The 17,624-nt window shown below is 75.0% G+C and carries 21 protein-coding genes; 7 read left to right on the top strand and 14 right to left on the bottom strand.

Annotated elements, in window-relative coordinates; translation table 11 throughout:
- Positions 1 to 40 precede the first annotated feature (40 nt).
- The 3 genes from D7223_RS14020 to D7223_RS14010 all read right to left on the bottom strand — a co-directional run bounded on the left by D7223_RS14020 (position 41) and on the right by D7223_RS14010 (position 1,706).
- A complete protein-coding gene (locus D7223_RS14020) occupies positions 41 to 871 on the bottom strand; it encodes an SAM-dependent methyltransferase (RefSeq protein WP_120728807.1) in 831 nt (276 codons plus the stop codon).
- A gap of 36 nt (positions 872 to 907) precedes the next feature.
- Positions 908 to 1,273 (bottom strand): STAS domain-containing protein, encoded by a 366-nt coding sequence (locus tag D7223_RS14015; protein ID WP_120728806.1) that lies wholly within the window; start codon positions 1,271 to 1,273, stop codon positions 908 to 910.
- A 163-nt stretch (positions 1,274 to 1,436) separates the two neighbouring features.
- On the bottom strand, positions 1,437 to 1,706 hold the full coding sequence (locus D7223_RS14010) for a GlsB/YeaQ/YmgE family stress response membrane protein (RefSeq protein ID WP_120728805.1): 270 nt from the start codon (positions 1,704 to 1,706) through the stop codon (positions 1,437 to 1,439).
- 249 nt (positions 1,707 to 1,955) lie between these two features.
- Here D7223_RS14010 and D7223_RS14005 point away from each other — a divergent pair, with 249 nt between their 5' ends.
- On the top strand, positions 1,956 to 2,315 hold the full coding sequence (locus D7223_RS14005) for a YciI family protein (protein ID WP_120728804.1): 360 nt from the start codon (positions 1,956 to 1,958) through the stop codon (positions 2,313 to 2,315).
- A 21-nt stretch (positions 2,316 to 2,336) separates the two neighbouring features.
- Here the strand turns inward: D7223_RS14005 and D7223_RS14000 are convergent, their stop codons facing one another.
- From D7223_RS14000 to D7223_RS13985, 4 genes are all read right to left on the bottom strand, one after another.
- The gene (locus D7223_RS14000) at positions 2,337 to 3,542 is read right to left on the bottom strand and encodes an RNA polymerase sigma factor (protein ID WP_120728910.1); all 1,206 of its coding nucleotides are present in this window, start codon (positions 3,540 to 3,542) and stop codon (positions 2,337 to 2,339) included.
- A 71-nt stretch (positions 3,543 to 3,613) separates the two neighbouring features.
- Entirely contained in the window at positions 3,614 to 4,183 is a 570-nt protein-coding gene (locus tag D7223_RS13995; protein WP_120728803.1) for a GerMN domain-containing protein, read from the bottom strand.
- A complete protein-coding gene (locus D7223_RS13990; RefSeq protein WP_120728802.1) occupies positions 4,180 to 5,532 on the bottom strand; it encodes a sensor histidine kinase in 1,353 nt (450 codons plus the stop codon). The genes D7223_RS13995 and D7223_RS13990 overlap by 4 nt, the downstream gene beginning before the upstream one ends.
- The gene (locus D7223_RS13985) at positions 5,529 to 6,197 is read right to left on the bottom strand and encodes a response regulator transcription factor (protein WP_120728801.1); all 669 of its coding nucleotides are present in this window, start codon (positions 6,195 to 6,197) and stop codon (positions 5,529 to 5,531) included. Before D7223_RS13985 ends, D7223_RS13990 begins: the two co-directional genes overlap by 4 nt.
- Before the next feature lie 152 nt (positions 6,198 to 6,349).
- On the opposite strand from D7223_RS13985, the gene D7223_RS13980 reads away from it, so the two are divergent.
- The 6 genes from D7223_RS13980 to D7223_RS33045 all read left to right on the top strand — a co-directional run bounded on the left by D7223_RS13980 (position 6,350) and on the right by D7223_RS33045 (position 9,207).
- On the top strand, positions 6,350 to 6,787 hold the full coding sequence (locus tag D7223_RS13980) for an STAS domain-containing protein (RefSeq protein ID WP_120728800.1): 438 nt from the start codon (positions 6,350 to 6,352) through the stop codon (positions 6,785 to 6,787).
- Positions 6,784 to 7,143 (top strand): hypothetical protein, encoded by a 360-nt coding sequence (locus D7223_RS13975; protein WP_238161920.1) that lies wholly within the window; start codon positions 6,784 to 6,786, stop codon positions 7,141 to 7,143. Before D7223_RS13980 ends, D7223_RS13975 begins: the two co-directional genes overlap by 4 nt.
- Complete coding sequence (locus D7223_RS13970; protein ID WP_120728799.1) at positions 7,143 to 7,685, top strand: STAS domain-containing protein; 543 nt, start codon at positions 7,143 to 7,145, stop codon at positions 7,683 to 7,685. Before D7223_RS13975 ends, D7223_RS13970 begins: the two co-directional genes overlap by 1 nt.
- Before the next feature lie 55 nt (positions 7,686 to 7,740).
- On the top strand, positions 7,741 to 8,034 hold the full coding sequence (locus D7223_RS13965; protein WP_120728798.1) for a BON domain-containing protein: 294 nt from the start codon (positions 7,741 to 7,743) through the stop codon (positions 8,032 to 8,034).
- A gap of 42 nt (positions 8,035 to 8,076) precedes the next feature.
- Entirely contained in the window at positions 8,077 to 8,655 is a 579-nt protein-coding gene (locus tag D7223_RS13960) for a putative glycolipid-binding domain-containing protein (RefSeq protein WP_120728909.1), read from the top strand.
- Positions 8,656 to 8,802: 147 nt separating this feature from the next.
- Positions 8,803 to 9,207, top strand: coding sequence for a hypothetical protein (locus D7223_RS33045; protein ID WP_186832213.1), 405 nt, complete (start codon positions 8,803 to 8,805; stop codon positions 9,205 to 9,207).
- A gap of 81 nt (positions 9,208 to 9,288) precedes the next feature.
- Here the strand turns inward: D7223_RS33045 and D7223_RS34115 are convergent, their stop codons facing one another.
- The 7 genes from D7223_RS34115 to D7223_RS13920 form a co-directional block, all read right to left on the bottom strand.
- Complete coding sequence (locus D7223_RS34115; protein WP_337589448.1) at positions 9,289 to 10,347, bottom strand: DM13 domain-containing protein; 1,059 nt, start codon at positions 10,345 to 10,347, stop codon at positions 9,289 to 9,291.
- The gene (locus tag D7223_RS13945; RefSeq protein WP_120728797.1) at positions 10,344 to 10,754 is read right to left on the bottom strand and encodes a thioesterase family protein; all 411 of its coding nucleotides are present in this window, start codon (positions 10,752 to 10,754) and stop codon (positions 10,344 to 10,346) included. Before D7223_RS13945 ends, D7223_RS34115 begins: the two co-directional genes overlap by 4 nt.
- Positions 10,754 to 12,097, bottom strand: coding sequence for an aminotransferase family protein (locus D7223_RS13940; protein ID WP_120728796.1), 1,344 nt, complete (start codon positions 12,095 to 12,097; stop codon positions 10,754 to 10,756). The genes D7223_RS13945 and D7223_RS13940 overlap by 1 nt, the downstream gene beginning before the upstream one ends.
- Positions 12,094 to 13,605, bottom strand: a complete 1,512-nt coding sequence (locus D7223_RS13935) for a pyridoxal phosphate-dependent decarboxylase family protein (protein ID WP_202864643.1) — start codon at positions 13,603 to 13,605, stop codon at positions 12,094 to 12,096. Before D7223_RS13935 ends, D7223_RS13940 begins: the two co-directional genes overlap by 4 nt.
- Positions 13,606 to 13,614: 9 nt before the next feature.
- The gene (locus D7223_RS13930) at positions 13,615 to 14,868 is read right to left on the bottom strand and encodes an MFS transporter (RefSeq protein WP_120728795.1); all 1,254 of its coding nucleotides are present in this window, start codon (positions 14,866 to 14,868) and stop codon (positions 13,615 to 13,617) included.
- Positions 14,869 to 14,884: 16 nt separating this feature from the next.
- A complete protein-coding gene (locus tag D7223_RS13925; protein WP_120728794.1) occupies positions 14,885 to 16,147 on the bottom strand; it encodes a diaminobutyrate--2-oxoglutarate transaminase in 1,263 nt (420 codons plus the stop codon).
- Between the two features lie 89 nt (positions 16,148 to 16,236).
- Positions 16,237 to 17,574, bottom strand: a complete 1,338-nt coding sequence (locus D7223_RS13920) for a preATP grasp domain-containing protein (protein ID WP_120728793.1) — start codon at positions 17,572 to 17,574, stop codon at positions 16,237 to 16,239.
- Positions 17,575 to 17,624: the final 50 nt, after the last annotated feature.

Here is a 17,624-nt window from a genome sequence, read left to right as displayed (position 1 = left end):
CGGCTCGACCGCATACGTGGTCGTCCACGTCCGGCGCGGGTCAGGGCTTGCGGGCGACCGCGCAGTGGATGCCCGCCTCGGCGGCGGTGGGCCGCACGCCCGGCTCGTCGCCCGACCGCCACTCGGCGACCGAGACCACGCCGGGATCGAGGATCTCCAGGCCGTCGAAGAAGCGGGTGAACTCCTCCCGGGTGCGGAACGCCATCACCCCGTGCGGGCCGAACGACTGGCTGCCGCGCGCCGCGCGCGCCTGCTCCGGTGGGAAGTAGTCGGCGGTCACGTGGGACATCACCAGGTAGCTGCCCGACGGCAGCGCGTCGACCAGCCGGCGGACCAACCCGTACGGGTCCTCGTCGTCGCGGACGAAGTGCAGGACGGCGACCAGCATCAGCGCCACCGGACGGCTCAGGTCGAGGGTGGCCCGCAGGTCGGGGTGGGCGAGGATCCCCTCCGGGTCGCGCAGGTCGGCGTCGAGATAGGCGGTCGCGCCCTCGGAGGCGCTGTTCAACAGGGCCCGGGCGTGCGCCAGCACGATCGGGTCGTTGTCGACGTAGACCACCCGGGTCGACGCGTCGACGGCCTGGGCCACCTCGTGGGTGTTGTCCGCACTCGGAATGCCGGTGCCCACGTCCAGGAACTGGTCGATACCGGCGTCCCGTACCAGGTGGGTCACGGCCCGCCGGAGGAAGCGGCGGTTCTCCACCGCGCCGAGGCGTACGCCCGGGAAGGCCGCGGCGATCGCGTCGCCGGACTCCCGGTCGGCCTGGAAGTTGTCCTTGCCGCCCAACCAGTAGTTGTAGCGGCGGGCGGGGTGCGCCACCGTGGTGTCGATCCGGTCCGCTCCCCCGGGCACGGTGCGTTCCACAGCCATCTCCAACCTCCACAGTGGCTACCGCGGGATCCGCGGTCAGGCCACTGTAGTCAATCCCGCGCGCGGGTGCGGGACCCCCCGGTCGGGCGCGGTCGTGGTGACCGGCAGGACCTGGTCGACGCCGGTGATCTGGAGGATCCGGCGGATGCCCGGGTTCGGGTCGTGGACGGTCAGCACCGCGCCGACGCGGGTCAGCCGGCGGTGCACGTCGAGCAACAGGCCGACACCGGCGGCGTCGATGTAGCGGCAGGCCGACAGGTCGGCGACCACCTGCGCCGGCCGCAACGCCAGCACCCGGTCGAACAGGGCGCCCAGCGCCGGCAGGTGCGGCAGGTCGAAGGCGGTGGTGCGGACGTGGAGCACGCGCACCCCGCAGGGCGGGCGGGAGGGATCCGTCGTCACGTCGCGTCCTTTCCGCCGGTCGGGTCCGGTTCGCTGCCATCCTGTCCGGGCAGGTCGGCGGACTCGGTGCGGACGCGTGACGGTTGGGTGACGTTAGCCCGGCGGGCCCGTCCCGGGGGTGGGACGGGCCCGCCGCGGAGCGCCGGGTGGGTGGCGTCCGGTGTCAGTGCCGCCGGCGGCCGTACGTCCCGGCGACGAGGGCGACGCCGGCCGCGGCGAAGCCGATCTGGAGGAACAGCTCGATCCAGTCGATGCCGGGGGTCTCGTCGACGCCGAACGCGCCGGCGAGCAGGGTGCCGAGGATCGCGGCCACCACACCGATGAGCAGCGTGAGCCAGATCGGGATGTTCTGCTTGCCGGGCACGACCAGACGGCCGAGGGCGCCGATGACCAGACCGATGATGATGGCGGTGAAGAAGCCGGTGACTTCCACGGGGGCCGTCCCTTCCGAGGGTGTGTTGTCAGCGGCCTCCCTGTGCCCGGCCGGCCGCCGCCGCCAAACGGCTCCGCCCCGTTGTCATCCGACTGTCACGATCCACCACGCCGGTGTCACGCAACTGTCATCGAACCGCCCCCGCCCGCCCAGGCCTTGATCGTGGAAGTGATGGCGGAACGTGTCGAGAACCGGCGCCGGCCGTTCGTCACCCGGGCGACGCAGCGTTTCCCACCAGGAGGAGCAACGATGAGGTACGCGATGCTGATCTTCGGCGACGACCGCGAGTGGACCGGGCTGTCCCCGGCCGACGAGCAGGACGTGATGACCGGGGTCTACGAGTGGTTCGAGCGGTGGCAGCCGACCGGCCGGATCGCCGACGGCGGCGCCGAGTTGCAGCCGCGGGAGACGGCGCGGACCGTGCGGGCCGGCACGGACGGCCGGCCGGTGGTCACCGACGGGCCTTACCTGGAACTCAAGGAGGTGATCGGCGCGGTCGTCATACTGGAGTGCGACGACCTCGACGAGGCCACCCGGATCGCGGCCACCTGGCCGCTGGCCGCCGGGATGAGCGCGGTGGAGGTCCGTCCGGTGATGAGCCGCGAATAGCGGCGCGGCGGGGCGCCGGCCTCACCGCCGGCGCCCCAGTTCACCCACCCGGCGGGACATCAGCTCCCGCTCGGCCGGGTTCGTCGCCAGTTCCAGAGCCCGCCGCGCCGCCGCCAGCGCCTCGGACCGACGGTCCAGCGCGGCCAGCAGGTCGGCTCGGGCGGCGTGCCACAGGTGGTAGCCGGCCAGCCGGTCGGCGAGCGCGTCGACCTCGTCCAACGCCGGGGCCGGGCCCACCGCGAAGCGGGTGGCCACCGCGCGGTTCAGCAGCACCACCGGCGACGGATCCGTCGCGTACAGCCGGTCGTACAGCGCCCGCACGGCGGCCCAGTCGGTATCCTCGTACGAGGCGGCCAGGGCGTGCAGCGCGGCGATGCCGGCCTGCAACTGGTACGGCCCGGTCCGGCCCTGGCGCACGGCCGCCCGTAACCGCAGCGCCGCCCGGGCGATCGCCGCCCGATCCCACAGCCGCCGGTCCTGCCGGTCCAGCAGCACGATCCGGCCCCACGAGTCGAACCGCGCCGCGGCGCGGGCGTGGTGCAGTTCCAGCAGAGCGGCCAGACCGGCGGCCTCCGGCTCACCGGGCAGCAGCCCGGCGAGTTGGCGCGCCAGCTCGACGCCCTCCCGGGCCAGCTCGCGCCGCTGGGCGGACCGGCCGCTGGACAGGTACCCCTCGTTGAACACGAGGTAGATCACCGCGAGCACGGCCGGCAGCCGGTCGGCGTACTCCTCGGGTGGTGGCACCTCGAACCGGACACCGCGTGCCCGCAGCTGGCGCTTGGCCCGGGACAACCGCTGCGCCATCGTCGGCAGCGGCACCAGGAACGCGGCGGCGATCTCGGCGGTGCTCAGGCCGCTGGCGTACAGCGTCAACGCGACCCGGGCCGGCTCGGCGAGGTCCGGATGGCAACACGCGAAGACCATGGCCAGCCGGTCGTCGACGCCCGGTTCCGGCGGCGGTTCGGCGGCCACCCGCGCCACCTTCGCACGGCCGACGGCGTCGCGGCGCAGGCCGTCCAGCGCCTTGCGCCAGCCCGTGGTGACCAGCCAACCGGTGGGGCTGTCCGGTACGCCCTCGTCGGGCCAGCGCCGGAGCGCCTCGGCCAGCGCGTCCGACAGCGCCTCCTCGGCCCGGTCGAAGTCGCCGAGCCGCCGGCTGAGCGCGCCGAGCATGCCGGCCGCGTCGCTGCGCCAGATCCGGTCCACCAGTTCCGCCACGTCGCCCATCGGACCAGGGTGCGACACCCGCGGGGTCGAGGCGTGCCCGGTCGGCCCCGCGGGCCGGGTGCGGGTCACGGTCAGCCGGGACGGATGAGGGTGGCGTAGTCGGCCGCGGTGAGGGGCTGCCGGGACAGCGAGGCGTCGGCCCGGGGCACGTCCAGCGGCTGCCCGTCCTCGCGGAACGACACCGCGTCCACCCCGGTGCGGGCGGTCAGGGTGCAGACCAACTGCCCGAAGGCGAGGATCTCGTCGCTGCGTCCGTTCTCGTCGCCCACCCCCCGCACGTCCACCTCGGCACGGGTGCCGACCAGTCGTACCCCGGTGACCGCGACGGCCCCGGGCAGCGCGCTGGTGAACCCGTCGTCCCGCTCGGCCGGTGTCGGGCCGGCGAGCAGGTCGCGCACCTGCGCGTCGAGGGAGGGCGGCCGGTCCACCCGGCGGACGACGCGCACCAGGTGGTCCTCGCGGACGAGGCACAGCACCTCCGCCTCCCGGCCGGCCGGGACCGACGAGCTGGCGGTGACCGGTGTCGGGAACGGGCCGGAGGCCGGCGCCTGCACCGGCCGTGGCCGGGCGTCGGTGGGGACACCGCAACCGGCCAGCACCAGGACGACGGCCAGGGCGGACAGCGCGGTACGGGCGGTCACGGCAGGCTCCCGGGCAGCTCCACCCGGAACCGGGCGCCGCCGCCGGGCCGGTCGCCGACGGTCGCCCGACCGCCGTGCGCGGCGGTGTGCCGGGCCACGATCGACAGGCCGAGACCGGTGCCGTCGGTGCCGGCGCGGGAGTGCGCGGCCCGGCCCCGCACGAAGCGGTCGAAGATGACGTCCCGGTCCTCGGCCGGCACCCCGGGACCCGCGTCGTCCACTTCGATCACCCCGGCGTCGCCGTCCCTTCCCAGGGTCACCGCCACCGGGCCGCCGCCGTAGCGCACGGCGTTGTCCAGCAGGTTCACCAGCGTCTGCTCGGTACGTCGCCGGTCGACCAGCCACCGGGTCGGTACGCCGTCGGTCACCCGGACCAGATCCTCCGGCAGCCCCCGGGCGTCGCACACGTCCCGGGCCAGGTCCAGCACGTCCACCTGCTGGCGATCGGCGTGCTGGTCGGCGCGGGCCAGCTCGATCAGGTCGTTGACCAGGTGCTCGAACCGTTCGATCTCCTCGGCGACCAGGCCCGCCGCGGTGGCGGTGCGCTCGTCCTGCTGGTCGCGGCGGCGGGTCAGCACGCTGGCCGCGGCGGACAGGGTCTGCAACGGGGAGCGCAGCTCGTGGCTGACGTCGGCGGCGAAACGACGGTCCCGCTCGATCCGGCGCGCCAGCTCGCCGACCATGTGGTTGAACGAGGTGGACAGGCGGGCCAGGTCGGGGTCGGTGGTCGGCGCGAGCCGGGCGCTGAAGTCACCGGCGGCCATCCGCTCGGCGGCGTCCGCGACCGCGGTGAGGGGCCGCAGGCTGTGCCGGGTGGCGTACCAGCCGGTCGCCGCGCCGGAGCCGGCCACCATGATCGCCACCGCGGTCAACGCCAGCGCCAGGACCTGGAGTGTCTCCTCCAGCTCCCGCAGCGAGGTCAGCTCGTAGTAGGCCGACGACGCCGACAGGGGCACCCCGACCAGCAGGGTGGGCTGACCGGCCACCCGGACCCGCTGCATCGCCGGCTCGCCGGTCAGGACCCGCTCCTGGAGGGCGGCCGGAATGCCGGTGGCGGCCGTCTCGGCGGAGCGGGCGTGCCAGTCGCCGTCCAGATACAGCAGCGGTCGCCGGCCCACCCCGGTGTCCAGTGACCGCAGCACCTCGACCACGTCCGGGCGCTCGGTGTCCAGTCCGGAGCGCACCACCGCGGCGTCGAAGTACGCTGCCCGGACCGCCGTACGCTCCCGCTCCTCCAGCAGCGAGCGGCGGGTCAGGTCGTACGACACCAGGGCCATCGACGCGGCGAGCACGGCGGCGCCGACGGCGAAGCCGGCGGTCACCCGGGCGCGCAGTCCGAGTCGTCTCATCGCTGCAGTTTGTAGCCGAGGCCGCGCAGGGTGACCAGGTGCCGGGGGTTGGCCGGCTCGGTCTCGATCTTCTGCCGCAGCCGCCCGACGTGCACGTCCACCAGGCGTTCGTCCCCGGTCTGGTAGCCCCACACCCGTTGCAGCAACTGCTGCCGGGACAGCACCTTGCCGGCGTGGTCGGCCAGCTCGCACAGCAGGCGGAACTCGGTGCGGGTCAGCGACAGCAGCTGCCCGCCGAGGCGTACCTCGCCGGCGTCGGCGCTGATCTCCAGGTCGCCGAAGACCTGGACGGCGGCGACCGCCGCCCGGCCGCGCCGGCGCAGCGCGCGCAGGCGCGCGGACAGCTCCTTGACCGCCACCGGTTTGACCACATAGTCGTCGGCGCCCGCCTCCAGCGCGGCGACGATGTCGTGGGTGTCGTCGCGGGCGCTGATCACGACGATCGGGACGTCGTCGTCGCGGCGCAACTGCCGGATGCACTCGAAGCCGTCGATCCCCGGCAGCATCAGGTCGACCAGGACGTTGTCGGCCGGTTCCACCCGCTGCGAGCGCAGGCCCTCCTCGGCCGTCGCCGCCCCCCGTACGGTGTACCCCTCCTCCTCCAGCGCCAGGAGCAGGGCGAGTCGGATCCGGTCGTCGTCCTCGATCACCAGTACCGCCGTCATACCCGCATCATCCCCAACCGCCGCCGGGCCGCCCACCTGCCCCCGCCCCCCGACACTTTTGTCACCCAACTGTCATACGCCCGCGCGACCGCCTACAAGATCGGCGAACAGGGTGTCAGGTGAACGGGTGACCGCCACGGAAGGGCCATGCGATGACAGCGCCACAGCCGGCACGTGCCGACGACTGCGCCCTGCTGCGGGTGGAGGTGGGCGTCACCGACGAGTTGCGCCGGCCCGCCCTGGCCGAGGTCGCGGCCGTCCTGGACCGGGTCCTGTCGGTGGAACCGCACGAGGTGGTGATCGACCTGTCCGAGTGCCGGCACCTGGACCCGGAGGCGGTCGTCCTGCTGGACGAGGTGCGGGAACGGCTGGCCCGGCGGGGCGCGATCCTGGCACTGCGCGACCCGAGCCCCGCGATCCGGGCCGCGCTGCGGGCCAGCGGCATGGCCGAGGCGACGCCGGTGGCGGTGGCCTCCCCCGCGGGCGGGCCCGGACCCGAGGTGGCGCCGGTGCCGCGTACCGGCGGGGGGCGCCCGGTGGCCGTCGGCAGCCGCGGCCCGGCCCGGCCGGTGGGCGGGGGCCTCCGGTGACCGCGAGCGCTCTGGTCAGCGCCCTGCTCGTCGGCGTGGCCGCGGGCCTGCTCGGGCGGCTGGTGTTGCCCGGTCGACCGGCCGCGCCGGTATGGCTGACCGTGTCCGTGGGCGTGGGTGCCGCGCTGCTGGGCACCATCACCGCCCGGATCGTCGGGGTCGACGTGGCCGGGGCCAGCCCGCTGCGACTGACCGTGCAGGCCGGCTTCGCCGCGATCGCCGTCGTGCTCGCTGTCGCGACGGCCGGCCGGGCCACGCCCCGCGCCACCGCGCCGGGCGTACGCGGACCGCACGCCGGCCGGGCCGTGGACGACGAACGGATCCCTGTTCGACCCGACCAGGAAGGACAGCGGTGATGACCGTCGTACCGGAGGAGAACACGATGATCCTGATCTGCGACGGCTGCGGCGACACCGCCGCCAGCGCCGCGGTCGTCCTCCCGGACGCGGAGGTGGTGTGGACGCTGGTGTCCGACCACGGATGGAGCGGCTCCCCCTTCGCCACCGGGCCGCACCGCTGCACCCGCTGCACCCCGCTGCCGGGCGCGGACGGGATGCCGCTGGGCGTGGACGACCTGGACGGCCCGGACGTCGTGGGTACCGCCCCACGGTCGGCCTCCGACGCGCTGCGCGACGCGCTGGCCCGGTCGGTGGAGCGGGACGGGCGGATGGCGGTCGACCTGACCGGCGTGGACCAGATCGCCACCACCGACCTCGGGCTGCTGGTCCGGGCCCGGCAGGAGGCGCGCCAGCGGGGCGTCGTGCTGTGGCTGGTGGCCCCGTCACGTTTCGTACTGACCGTCCTGCACACCATGCGGCTGGACGGCGCCTTCCCGATCGCCGCCACCCGGGCGGAGGCCCTCGGGGCGGTCGCACCGCCGTCCGAGGTGCTCGTCTGACCCCGGGCGGGCGAGACCGGCACGACATCCACCGCACGAAGGAACGAGGACGACCATGCTCAGCCCCTGGCCGGAGTTCGACCCGTGGCGCGTCGCCGGCGACCCGCCCGGACCCGGCGGCGAAGACACCCGGCTGGAGGCGCTGGTCACCCAGCGGCTCGCCGTCGACTGGACGACCCGCCGGCAGCCGATCACCGTCCGGGTGCAGAACCGGGTGGTCGTCCTGGACGGGGTGGTGGCCGCCGACGAGACCCGTCGGACCGCCGGTGAGCTGGCCTGGGACGTTCCGGGGGTCGTCGACGTGTGCAACGCGGTACGGGTCAACGGTCGGCGGCGCCGACCCGGCTGAGTAGGGCGTGTCGCGGGCACCCGTTGTGCGATTATGACCGACATGTCGTTTAGATCTCCCCCGGCCAGTGCCGCCTGGCGGCATCTGGACGCCCGCAACGGCTTCGAGGTCGTCTACTTCCGGACCGGCGGCGGCCACCGCATGCAGGGCTGCACCACCGCCGTCGAGGACGGCGAGCCGTGGATCGTCGACTACACCGTCGAGGTGGACGACAACTGGCTCACCCGCCGCGCGTCGGTGGTCCGCCGCGGCCCGTCCGGCTCCGACGAGGTGCGGCTGGAGACCGACGGCGACGGTCGATGGTGGGTCGACGGGGAGCACGCGCCGCACCTGGACGGCTGCCTCGACGTCGACCTGGAGTCCTCGGCGATGACCAACGCGCTGCCCGCACACCGGATGGGGCTGCCGGTGGGCGGCCGGGCGGAGGCGCCGGCGGCGTACGTGCGGGTCGGCGAGATGCGCGTCGAGCGCCTCGAACAGACCTACGTCCGGGCCGCCGACGACGACGGGCGCCAGCGGTACGACTACGCCGCGCCCGCGTTCGAGGTCGAGTGCCGCCTGGTGTACGACCCGTCCGGCCTGGTCCTGGACTACCCCGGCCTGGCGGTGCGCGCCGGCTGACCCGCGCCGCGTGCCCCGACCGGCCCAGCCCCGGAAAGTCGCGTGTCCCGACTTCGGCGCGGCCGTAACGCCGGCGCCGGATTCCGCCACCGAACAGGTACGGGACGAGGGCGTCCCGACGGGACCAGAGGCACACGGAGGTGCGGCATGTCCATCCGACTGGAGACGATCCGGGCCGAGGCGCTGTTCGTCTCGGACCTGCAGTGTTCGCAGCCGATCCGGGCAGGAGAGGTGCGCTGCGCCGTGGCGTCCACGCTGCGGCGCTACCGGGTCGGCGGCTGCGCCGCCCGGCTGGCCAGCGAGTTCGGCGACCATCCCGAGATCGCGGTGCGGCGGATGGCGTGGGCGCTGGCCGCGGTACGGGCGGTCTATCCGACCGCGCCGCCGGCCACCGCGCCGAGCCGGACCGGCTCGCCGGGCCGAGCCGGGTCGGCGGGCGCCGCGCCGGGCCGGGCCGGGTCGCCGGGCAGCGCGCCGGGCCGGGCCGGTTCGCCGGGCAGCGCGCCGGGCCGGGCCGGTTCGCCGGCGGGTTCGCTGCGGCTGGCCGGATGAGCGGCCGACGCCACCGACAGCGCGACGGGCGCGCCTCCCGCTGAACGGGAGGCGCGCCCGTCGTGACGCCGGACCGTCGGATCAGCCGGCGCGCAGCGACGCCGCGCCGAAGGAGACCGAGAAGCGCTTGCACCAGATGCTGACGCTGGTCAGGCCGTCGATGTCGACCGAGGGATCGACGTCGTACACCTGGTCGCCCCGGTTGCCCTTGAGCCGGGCCACGTCCACGTAGCGGCCCTCGGTGAAGGCGTCCCACCCGGCGGCGCCCCGGACCACCCGCTGGTCGCTCAACCGCACGAACAGGTCGGGTCCGTTGGAGGTGTCCAGGTCGCGCAGCACCAGTTGCCGCCGGCCGTCGGCCAGCTCGACGAGCTGGGCGGTGCCGCTGGTGTCGTGCTCGTGGTCGACGAACTCACCGGCCAGCAACAGGCGGTTGCCGGCGCCGTCGGACCGGTCGGCCGGCGCGCCGTCGGCGTCCCCGCTGCGCTGCGAGTCGTCGCCGGTGTCCCCGGACTCCTCCGGGTCGGCGTCGGACCCTTCCTCGGCGTCCGAGTCCGCGTCGCCCTCGGTCTCGCCCTCGGTGTCGCCGTCGGTCTCCCGCTCGCCGTCGGGGTCCGGCGGCGCGCCGTCGGTACCGGCTTCCTCGTCGGCCTCGGGGCTCTCCCCGGCCGGGTCGTCGCCCGCGTCGTCGGGGTCGGGCCCGGCGTCGGCCGGGTCGTCGGACGGCTCGGCGTCGGGCACCGACGGCAGCGCCTCCTGCACCGTCCGGTCGGTCGCCAGCTTCCACGGCTGGAACCAGTAGGCGCCCGCCCCGACCAGGCCGCCGAGCAACGCCAGCACCAGCAGGAGCACCAGTGGCGAGCGGCGCCGACGGGGGCGTTCGTCGCGCGGGGGGCCACCAGGGCGTACCGGTGGGAACTGGAGGGTGGGGCTCCCGCCGACCGGTGGCGGGCCGGTCGGTGGCGGGCCGGTCGGTGGCGGGCCGGACACCGGGTCGGTCGGCGGAGGTGACCCCGAGGGGGTGCCGCCGGACCCGGGCGGTGGCGCACCCGACGCGCCGCCTCCCGGCGGGGACAGCGGTGGGCCGGACGGGCCGGACGACGGCGAGTCGAAGCTGCGCCACCGGTCGTGGGCGTTCACGGCGTCACCCCCGCGGCCGCCTCGGACTTGCCCCGCACCAGCTCGACGAAATCGTCGCGGCGCACCACGGCCCGGGTGTGCCGGCCCTGGAACACCAGCTCCCAGTCGTCGTACGCGGCCACCTCGAAGACCAGCCGGCGGCCCCGCCGCTCGACCAGCCGGGCGCTGATCCGCACCTCCCGGCCCTGCGGGGTCGGCGCCAGGTGCGCGGAGTCGTGGGACACCCCGACGGTCATCTCGCCGTCCTCCAGGTGCTCCTCGACCGCCCGCATCGCCGTGGTCTCGCCCAGCCACAGCAGCACCGGCGTGGCGAGCACGGGCAGGTCGTTGCCCCAGTGGGCGGCGGTGTCCCGGTCGGCCACCCGGTGGCGGACCGTGCAGCTCAGCTCCGTCGTCGACGGCTTCATCACCAATGTCCCTTCGGCTCCACGGCGGCGGGTGCCGCCGGCAACGCCCGCAGGGCCTGATCCCAGCGGGCCACCATGTCGTCCAGTTCCTCGACGGTCACCGTCAACGGCGGGGCGAGCACCACCGCCGAGGCGTACGCCCGCACCAGCAGGCCCCGCTCGGCGGCCAGCTCGGCGGCCTGGTGGGCGACCGAGTCGTACGGCAGTGCCCGGTCCCCGGGGTGCAGGACGTAGGCGGCGAGCAACCCCTCCTGGCGGATCTCCCGGACCGCGGGGTGGTCCGCCTGGCCGGCGAGACGGCCGGCCAGGTGGTCGGCCAGGGCGGTCACCCGACGTCCGGTCTCCTCCTCGGCCAGGATGTCCAGGGCACGGTCGGCGACCGCGCAGGCCAGCGGGTGTCCTGCGGTCGGGCCGCCGTGTCCGAAACCGCCGACCACCGCCGCGCCCGCGGTCAGCGAGGCGCTCACCTCGGGGCCCACCAGCACCGCCGCCAGCGGGACGTGCGCCGAGGTGAGGCTCGGGCCGAGCACCAGCAGGTCCGGCGGCGGGTCGAGCACGCCGGTGGCGGTCAGCGGGCCGGTCCGGCGCAGCCCGGTGACCGACTCGTCGGCGATCAGCAGGATGTCGTGACGGGCCAGCACCGCGCGGATCGCCGGCAGGTAGTCCGCCGGGGGCACGAGCGCGCCGGCGGCGGTCAGCACCGGCTCCACGACGCAGGCCGCCACGGTGTCCGGCCCCAGCTCGTGGATCATGGCGGTCAGCTCGTCGACCAGTTCCCCGACGAGGGTGGCGGCCCCGGCGTCGGCCCGGTGCGGCGGTCGGCGCAGGTGCACCGTCCCGGCGTCCGGGTCGGCGAAGCCGTGCGACACCGCCGGCTGCGCGCTGGCCGCCGCGCTGAACCCGGTGCAGCCGTGCAGGGCGCCCTCGACCGCCAGGATCCGCCGGCGCAGCGGCCGGCCCTGGGCGCGGTGGTGGTAGCGGGCGAACCGGACCGCGGTGTCCACCGCCGCCGAGTCGCAGCTGTCCAGGTAGACCTGGTCGAACCCGGGCACCGTCGCGGTCAGCCGTTCGGCGAGGTGGTACGCCGCGTCGCTGGCCTGGCGGTGCCCCACCGCGCCGGCCGGCAGCCGGCGTAGCTGCCGCGCCGCGGCCTCCACCAGGTCGGGGTGCGCGTGCCCGAGGCTCACCCCGTCCAGGCCGCCGGCCGCGTCGAGGTAGGTCCGGCCGGCGCGGTCACGGACCCGTACCCCGACGCCGTCGCGCAGCAGCCGGGCGGGGCGGGCGTCGGGTGGACCGCCGTGCGGCAGCACCAGCGCGGACGTCGTCGCGGTCGTCGCGGTCATGTCGTCTCCTCCTGGTCGGCGCGGTCGTCGCGCAGGTCGGCGTGGGTGGTCTCCACCAGGTCGAGCAGCGCCGCCAGCTCACCGGTGGTGGTGTACGGGTTGAGCAGGGTGACCTTCAGCCAGGACTCGTCGCCGTGCGGTCCGGGCAGGGTGGCCCGCCCGAGAACGGCGGCCCCCCGGTCGAGCAGTCGACGTCGCACCTCGGTGACCAGGTCGTCGGCGACCCGGTCGCCGGCACCCGCCGACGCCGGACGGAACAGCACCGTGCTCAGCGCGGGCGACTCCCGCAGTTGGACGGTGGGCCGGGCCCGGACCTCGGCGGCGAACGCGCGGGCCAGGTCGCAGCAGCGGTCCACCATGTCGCCCAGGCCGGTGCGGCCGAGGGCCCGCAGGGTCACCGCGATCTTCACCACGTCGGCCCGGCGGGAGGTCCGGATCGAGCGCCCCAGCAGTGAGGGCAGCCCGGCCGCCACGTCGTCGTCGGCGTTGAGGTAGTCGGCGGTGAGGTCCAGCGGCGCGAGCCAGCCGGTGTCCCGCACCGCCAGCAGGCCGGCGGCCAGCGGCTGCCAGCCGAGCTTGTGCAGGTCCAGCCCGACGGTGTCGGCCCGGTCCAACCCGGTCAGCAGGGCACGCCGCCGCCGGGACAGCAGCAGGCCCCCGCCGTACGCGGCGTCCACGTGGAACATCGCCCCCCGGGACCGGGCCAGGCCGGCCAGCGCGGGCAACGGGTCCAGCGCCCCCCGGTCGGTGGTGCCGGCGGTGGCGACCAGCAGGACCGGCGCGTCCAGCCCGGCCAGCGCCGCGGCGACGTCGGAGGGGTGCAGGACGCCGTCGCGGCTGGGTACCACCACCGCCGGCGGCAGGCCGAGCTGCCACGCCGCCCGGGGCACCGAGTGGTGGGCGTTGTCACCGCACACCACCCGCAGGGTCGCCGGGGCGTCCGGCCGGCCGCCCCGCGCCCGTTCCCGGGCCAGCAGCGTCGCCACCAGGTTCGACTCGGTGCCCCCGGTGGTGACCAGGGCGTCCGGCGCGGGCGCGGCCGGGTAGGCGAGGCGGGCCAGTTCCCCGGTCACCATCGCCTCCAACGCGCTGGTCGACGGTGCCTGGTCCCACGAGTCCAGCGAGGCGTTGAGGACGCTTGCCACCAGGTCGGCGGCGGCGGCGACGGCCAGTGGCGGGGCGTGCAGGTGCGCGGCGCAGTACGGGTGGGCGGGGTTGACCGAGCCGGCGGCGACCGACCGGGCGAGGGTGCGCAGCGCCGGTTCGGCGCCCACCCCGACGTCGGGCAGGACCGGGGCGACGGCCGCCGCCGTGCCGGCGGTGACGGCGTCCGGTCCGCCGGCCGGCGCCGGGCCGCCCCGACCGCGGTCACCGGCGGCGGTCTCGGCGAGGGCCGCGGTCACCAGCCGCAGCACCTCGGCCATCCCGTCCGGCGTACCGGCCAGGGCCGGTTCCGGTGGGACGGCGACGGGTGGTGCGGGGCGTGGGTACGTCTGGGGCCGGGTCATCAGGTCTCCTCACCGTGCCGGGCCGGTCGGGGCGGATCCGGCCACCGTGGGTGCGGCCGGGCCGGCGGCCGGCGGGCCGTTCGGCTCGCCGGTCGGGGCGTCGCCGGCACCCGGTCCGCCGGCCGCTCGCCGCCGGTCCCGCGCCAGCAGCGCGTAGCCGAGGACGGCGGCGACGGCGAACACCAGCCACACGCCCGGTCCCCCGCCGCCGATCAGCGCGGTGCCGGCGAAGTAGCCGATCGTGCCGCCGACGGCCCAGAAGACGTCGTGCCCACCGAAGAAGGCCGCGGCGTCCCGGGTGTCGGCCACCTCGGCGATGTAGATGTCGGCGGTGACGAAGACCAGCGTCTCGCCCACCGTGTAGACGGCGACGCACGCCAGCAGCCACCACAACTGCGGCAGCACGGCGATGGCCGCCATGCTGACCGCGACCACGGCGAACCCGGTGGCGCTCAACGACAGCGCGGGTCGCCGCTCGAACTGGCGGCGCAGCAGCAGCAACGCGACCAGGCCGGCCAGGCCGTTGACCGCCAGCACGGTGCCGGCCAGTTCGAGCCGGCCGCTGAGGTCCGCCGCGTAGATCGGCAGCGAGGTCTGGAACTGGGCGTCGATGAACCAGAACAACGCCATCGCCGCGCCGAACCGCAGGAACCGGCCGTTGGTGAAGACCCGCCGCAGGGACTGGTGCACGGGCTGGTCGGTGGCCGTGGTGCGCAGGTGCCGGCGTTGGGCGGCGAACGCCAGCGCGGTGGCGAACATCAGCGCGCCGGCCACCAGGAACAGCACGCGGGAGTCGACCACCACCAGCGCGCCGCCGATCAGCGGCCCGGTGGTGGCGCCGATGTTCTGGCCGAGGTTGAGCAGGGTGTACCCCCGGGCCCGGCGCCGCTCGTCGGGCTCCGCGGCCAGCACCGCGTACGCGTTCGGCTCGTAGCCGGCGCCGCCGATGCCGACCAGCGCCGAACAGACCAGGAACCATCCGACGTCGTCGTTGAGCGCGAACCCGGTCAGTCCGAGGCCGCGTACCACCAGGCCGAGGACCATCACCCGGACGTGGTGCACCCGGTCGCCGAGCAGCCCCGCGGCCAGCGGCAACAGCCGGGCCGCGACCAGGTTGGCGCCGAGCACCAGGGCGACCTCGGCGGCCGAGTAGCCCAGCCGGACCATCAGGACCGCCAGGAACGGCGCGACGCCGAAGGTGCCGATGTTCGTCAGCGCGCCGCCGACCACGACCAGGCGCGCGGCGGGTGTCAACCTCTGCATACCGATCCCTCCCGGTTCAGGCGCCCAGCACGGCCGCCGGCCGGCGACGTGCGGTCATCGCGTCCCCGACGAGGTCCGCGGTCTCCCGCCACTGGGCGACGGTCATGGTCAGGGCGGGGAAGAACTTCAGCACCTGTCCCCCGCCGGAGGTCTCGGCGATCACCCCGCGCGCGAACAGCCGCCGCTTGAGCTGGTCGGCCCGGCCGGGGCGGTCGAACCGCAGGCCGCTCATCAGCCCGCGGCCGGCCACCCGCGCCCCGCCGTCGGGTTCGGCGTCGGCCAGCTCCCGCAGCGATCCGCCGACCTCCGCGCCCAGCCGGTCGACGTGGGCCAGGAAGCCGGAGTCGGTCCAGTGGTCCAGCGCCGCCTCGGCGGTCACGAAGGCCAGGTTGTTGCCCCGGAAGGTGCCGTTGTGCTCACCCGGCTGCCACGCGTCGAGCTGCCGGCGGATCAGGACCATCGCCATCGGCAGTCCCAGCCCGGACAGCGACTTGGACAGGCAGACCACGTCGGGCCGCAGGTCGGAGCCGTCGAAGCTGAAGAAGCTGCCGGTACGCCCGCAGCCGGCCTGGATGTCGTCGACGACGAACAGGGCGCCGGACTCGCGGGCCAGCCGCTGCACGCCGCTGAGCCAGGCGGCGGAGGCCGCGTTCAGCCCACCCTCACCCTGCACGGTCTCCACCACGAGGGCGGCCGGTGGGTCGATGCCACCCCGGTCCTGCAACATCCGCTCCAGGACCTCCAGCGCCGCCGGAGACCCGTCGTCGTACGGCAGGATGGTGGCCGCCCCGAGCGGGGTGCCGGCCGCACGGCGCAGCAGTGGTGAGGAGCTGAGGGCCAGCGAGCCCAGCGACGCGCCGTGGAAGCCGCCGCTGAACGCGACCACGTTGGTCCGGCCGGTCACCTTGCGGGCCAGCTTGATCGCGGCCTCGACGGCCAGCGTGCCGGCGGGGCCGGGGAACTGCACGACGTGGTCCATCCCCCGGGGCCGCAGCACCACGTCGACGAAGCGGTCGACGAACCGGGACTTGGCCACCGTGTAGAGGTCCAGTGAGGTGACCGGACCACCGGAGAGCAGGTAGTCGCGCAGGGCGGCGGAGATGTGCGGGTCGTTGTGGCCGTAGTTGAGGGCGCCGGCACCGCACAGCAGGTCGACGTAGCGGCGACCGGCCACGTCCCACATGTACGGGCCGCCGGCCCGCTGGAAGACGACGGGGAACTCGCGGCAGTAGGACCGGACCTGCGACTCGTACCGCTGGCACGCGGTTTTCTCGGACATCGGTATCAACTCCCTTGTGGTGCCGGCCGGGCACCGGATGGGTGGGCGGGGGCCGGCCCGGCGGCGAACCGCCGGGCCGGCCACGCGGGTCAGGAGGTCTGCGCCCGCAGCGCGTTGAGGGTGCGGGCCTCGATGTCCCGGGCGTGCGCGGCGTCGTGCCCGATGACCATGTAGTCGACCGTTCCCGACCGGTCGGTGTCCTCGATCGGGATGACCACACCGGCGCCGGTGTCGTGGTCGAAGAGCACCCCGGCCTCGCCGAGCGCCTTGAGGGTCGCGCCGAACGAGGTGGCCTTCACCCAGTTGCGGGTGAGCACCACGTGGGTCCGGTTGTAGTCGTCGCCGACCAGGGCCCGGGCCAGGTAGTCGATGTGGGTGCAGTCGCCCATCCGGCCGTTGACCTCGGTGAAGAGCATCCGGCCCTCCTCGGTGAGGATCGAGTCGACGTTCATGTAGCCGGTGAAGCCCCGGTCCCCGGCCTCCCGGCACAGGTTGGTGGCGTGCGCGATCATCTCGCCGATGTCCTGCGGGCCGAGGCGCTGGCAGGGGATCTCGAATCCGATGAAGGTCGGCTCCATCCGCATCTCGCCGAAGTTCATCAGCGTCGGCGCCCGGCCCGGCCCGTGCACGTAGTGCTCGGTGTAGTGCACGGCCTGCGAGAAGTGGTACGCCTCCACCACGACCCGGGTGTTGCGCTGCACCGCGACCTCGGTCCACAGCTCGCGCGCCACCTCGGCGACGTCCGCGCCGCGGGTCAGCCGCCGCACCTGGGACGCACCGGTCAGCGTGTCCTCGTCGAACGAGGTCAGCGCGGTGTTGCCGGCGCTGCCCGAGTTGAGGTCCTGCTTGACCATGACCCGGCCGGTGCGGTCCATCAGCTCGGCGATCGCCCCGGCGAGTTCCCGCTCGCTGGCGGCGATCCGCCCGTCGGCGACCGGCGCGCCGATCGCCTCGGCGAGCTGCCGGAAGAGGACCTTGCTGTTGTACGTCTCGGCACCGCCGGCACGCAGGAAGTTGCGCGCCGGGCCGGCACCGGCCAGTTGCAGCTCCTCGGCCAGAGTGACCGCCGCCCGGTCGGAGAAGTAGGTCTCCACCTCCCAGCCGGCGACCGAGCCGCCGGCCCGGGACCGGATCTGCTCGGCGACGTAACCGTCGTTGAGGGACTCGTCGTTCAGGATGAGCTGCTTGTGGTCACCGTCGCGGGGCACCACCACGTTGCGGGCGGACAGGTTGCGACCGAGCAGCTCGTTGACGTACCGGATGAACTCGTCGGAGATCGAGTGCGGGACGACGACCATGTCCTGCTCGCTCTCCGCCATCACGATCAGGCGGCAGCAGCACATCGAACTGAGGGCATGGATCTCCGGCGGCATGTCGTTGCCGCACATGGCGTCGCTGTCGACGTTGGCGATGACGATCCGGGACATGTTCGCTCCTTCCGCCCGCCGCCACGGCGGCGACGGGACGTGCCGGGTGT

Origin of the sequence: Micromonospora endolithica (assembly GCF_003626595.1) — a bacterium.
Taxonomy (GTDB): domain Bacteria; phylum Actinomycetota; class Actinomycetes; order Mycobacteriales; family Micromonosporaceae; genus Micromonospora; species Micromonospora endolithica.
Note: the sequence above shows the minus strand (reverse complement) of the source record. Positions and strands in the feature narration are given on the sequence as shown.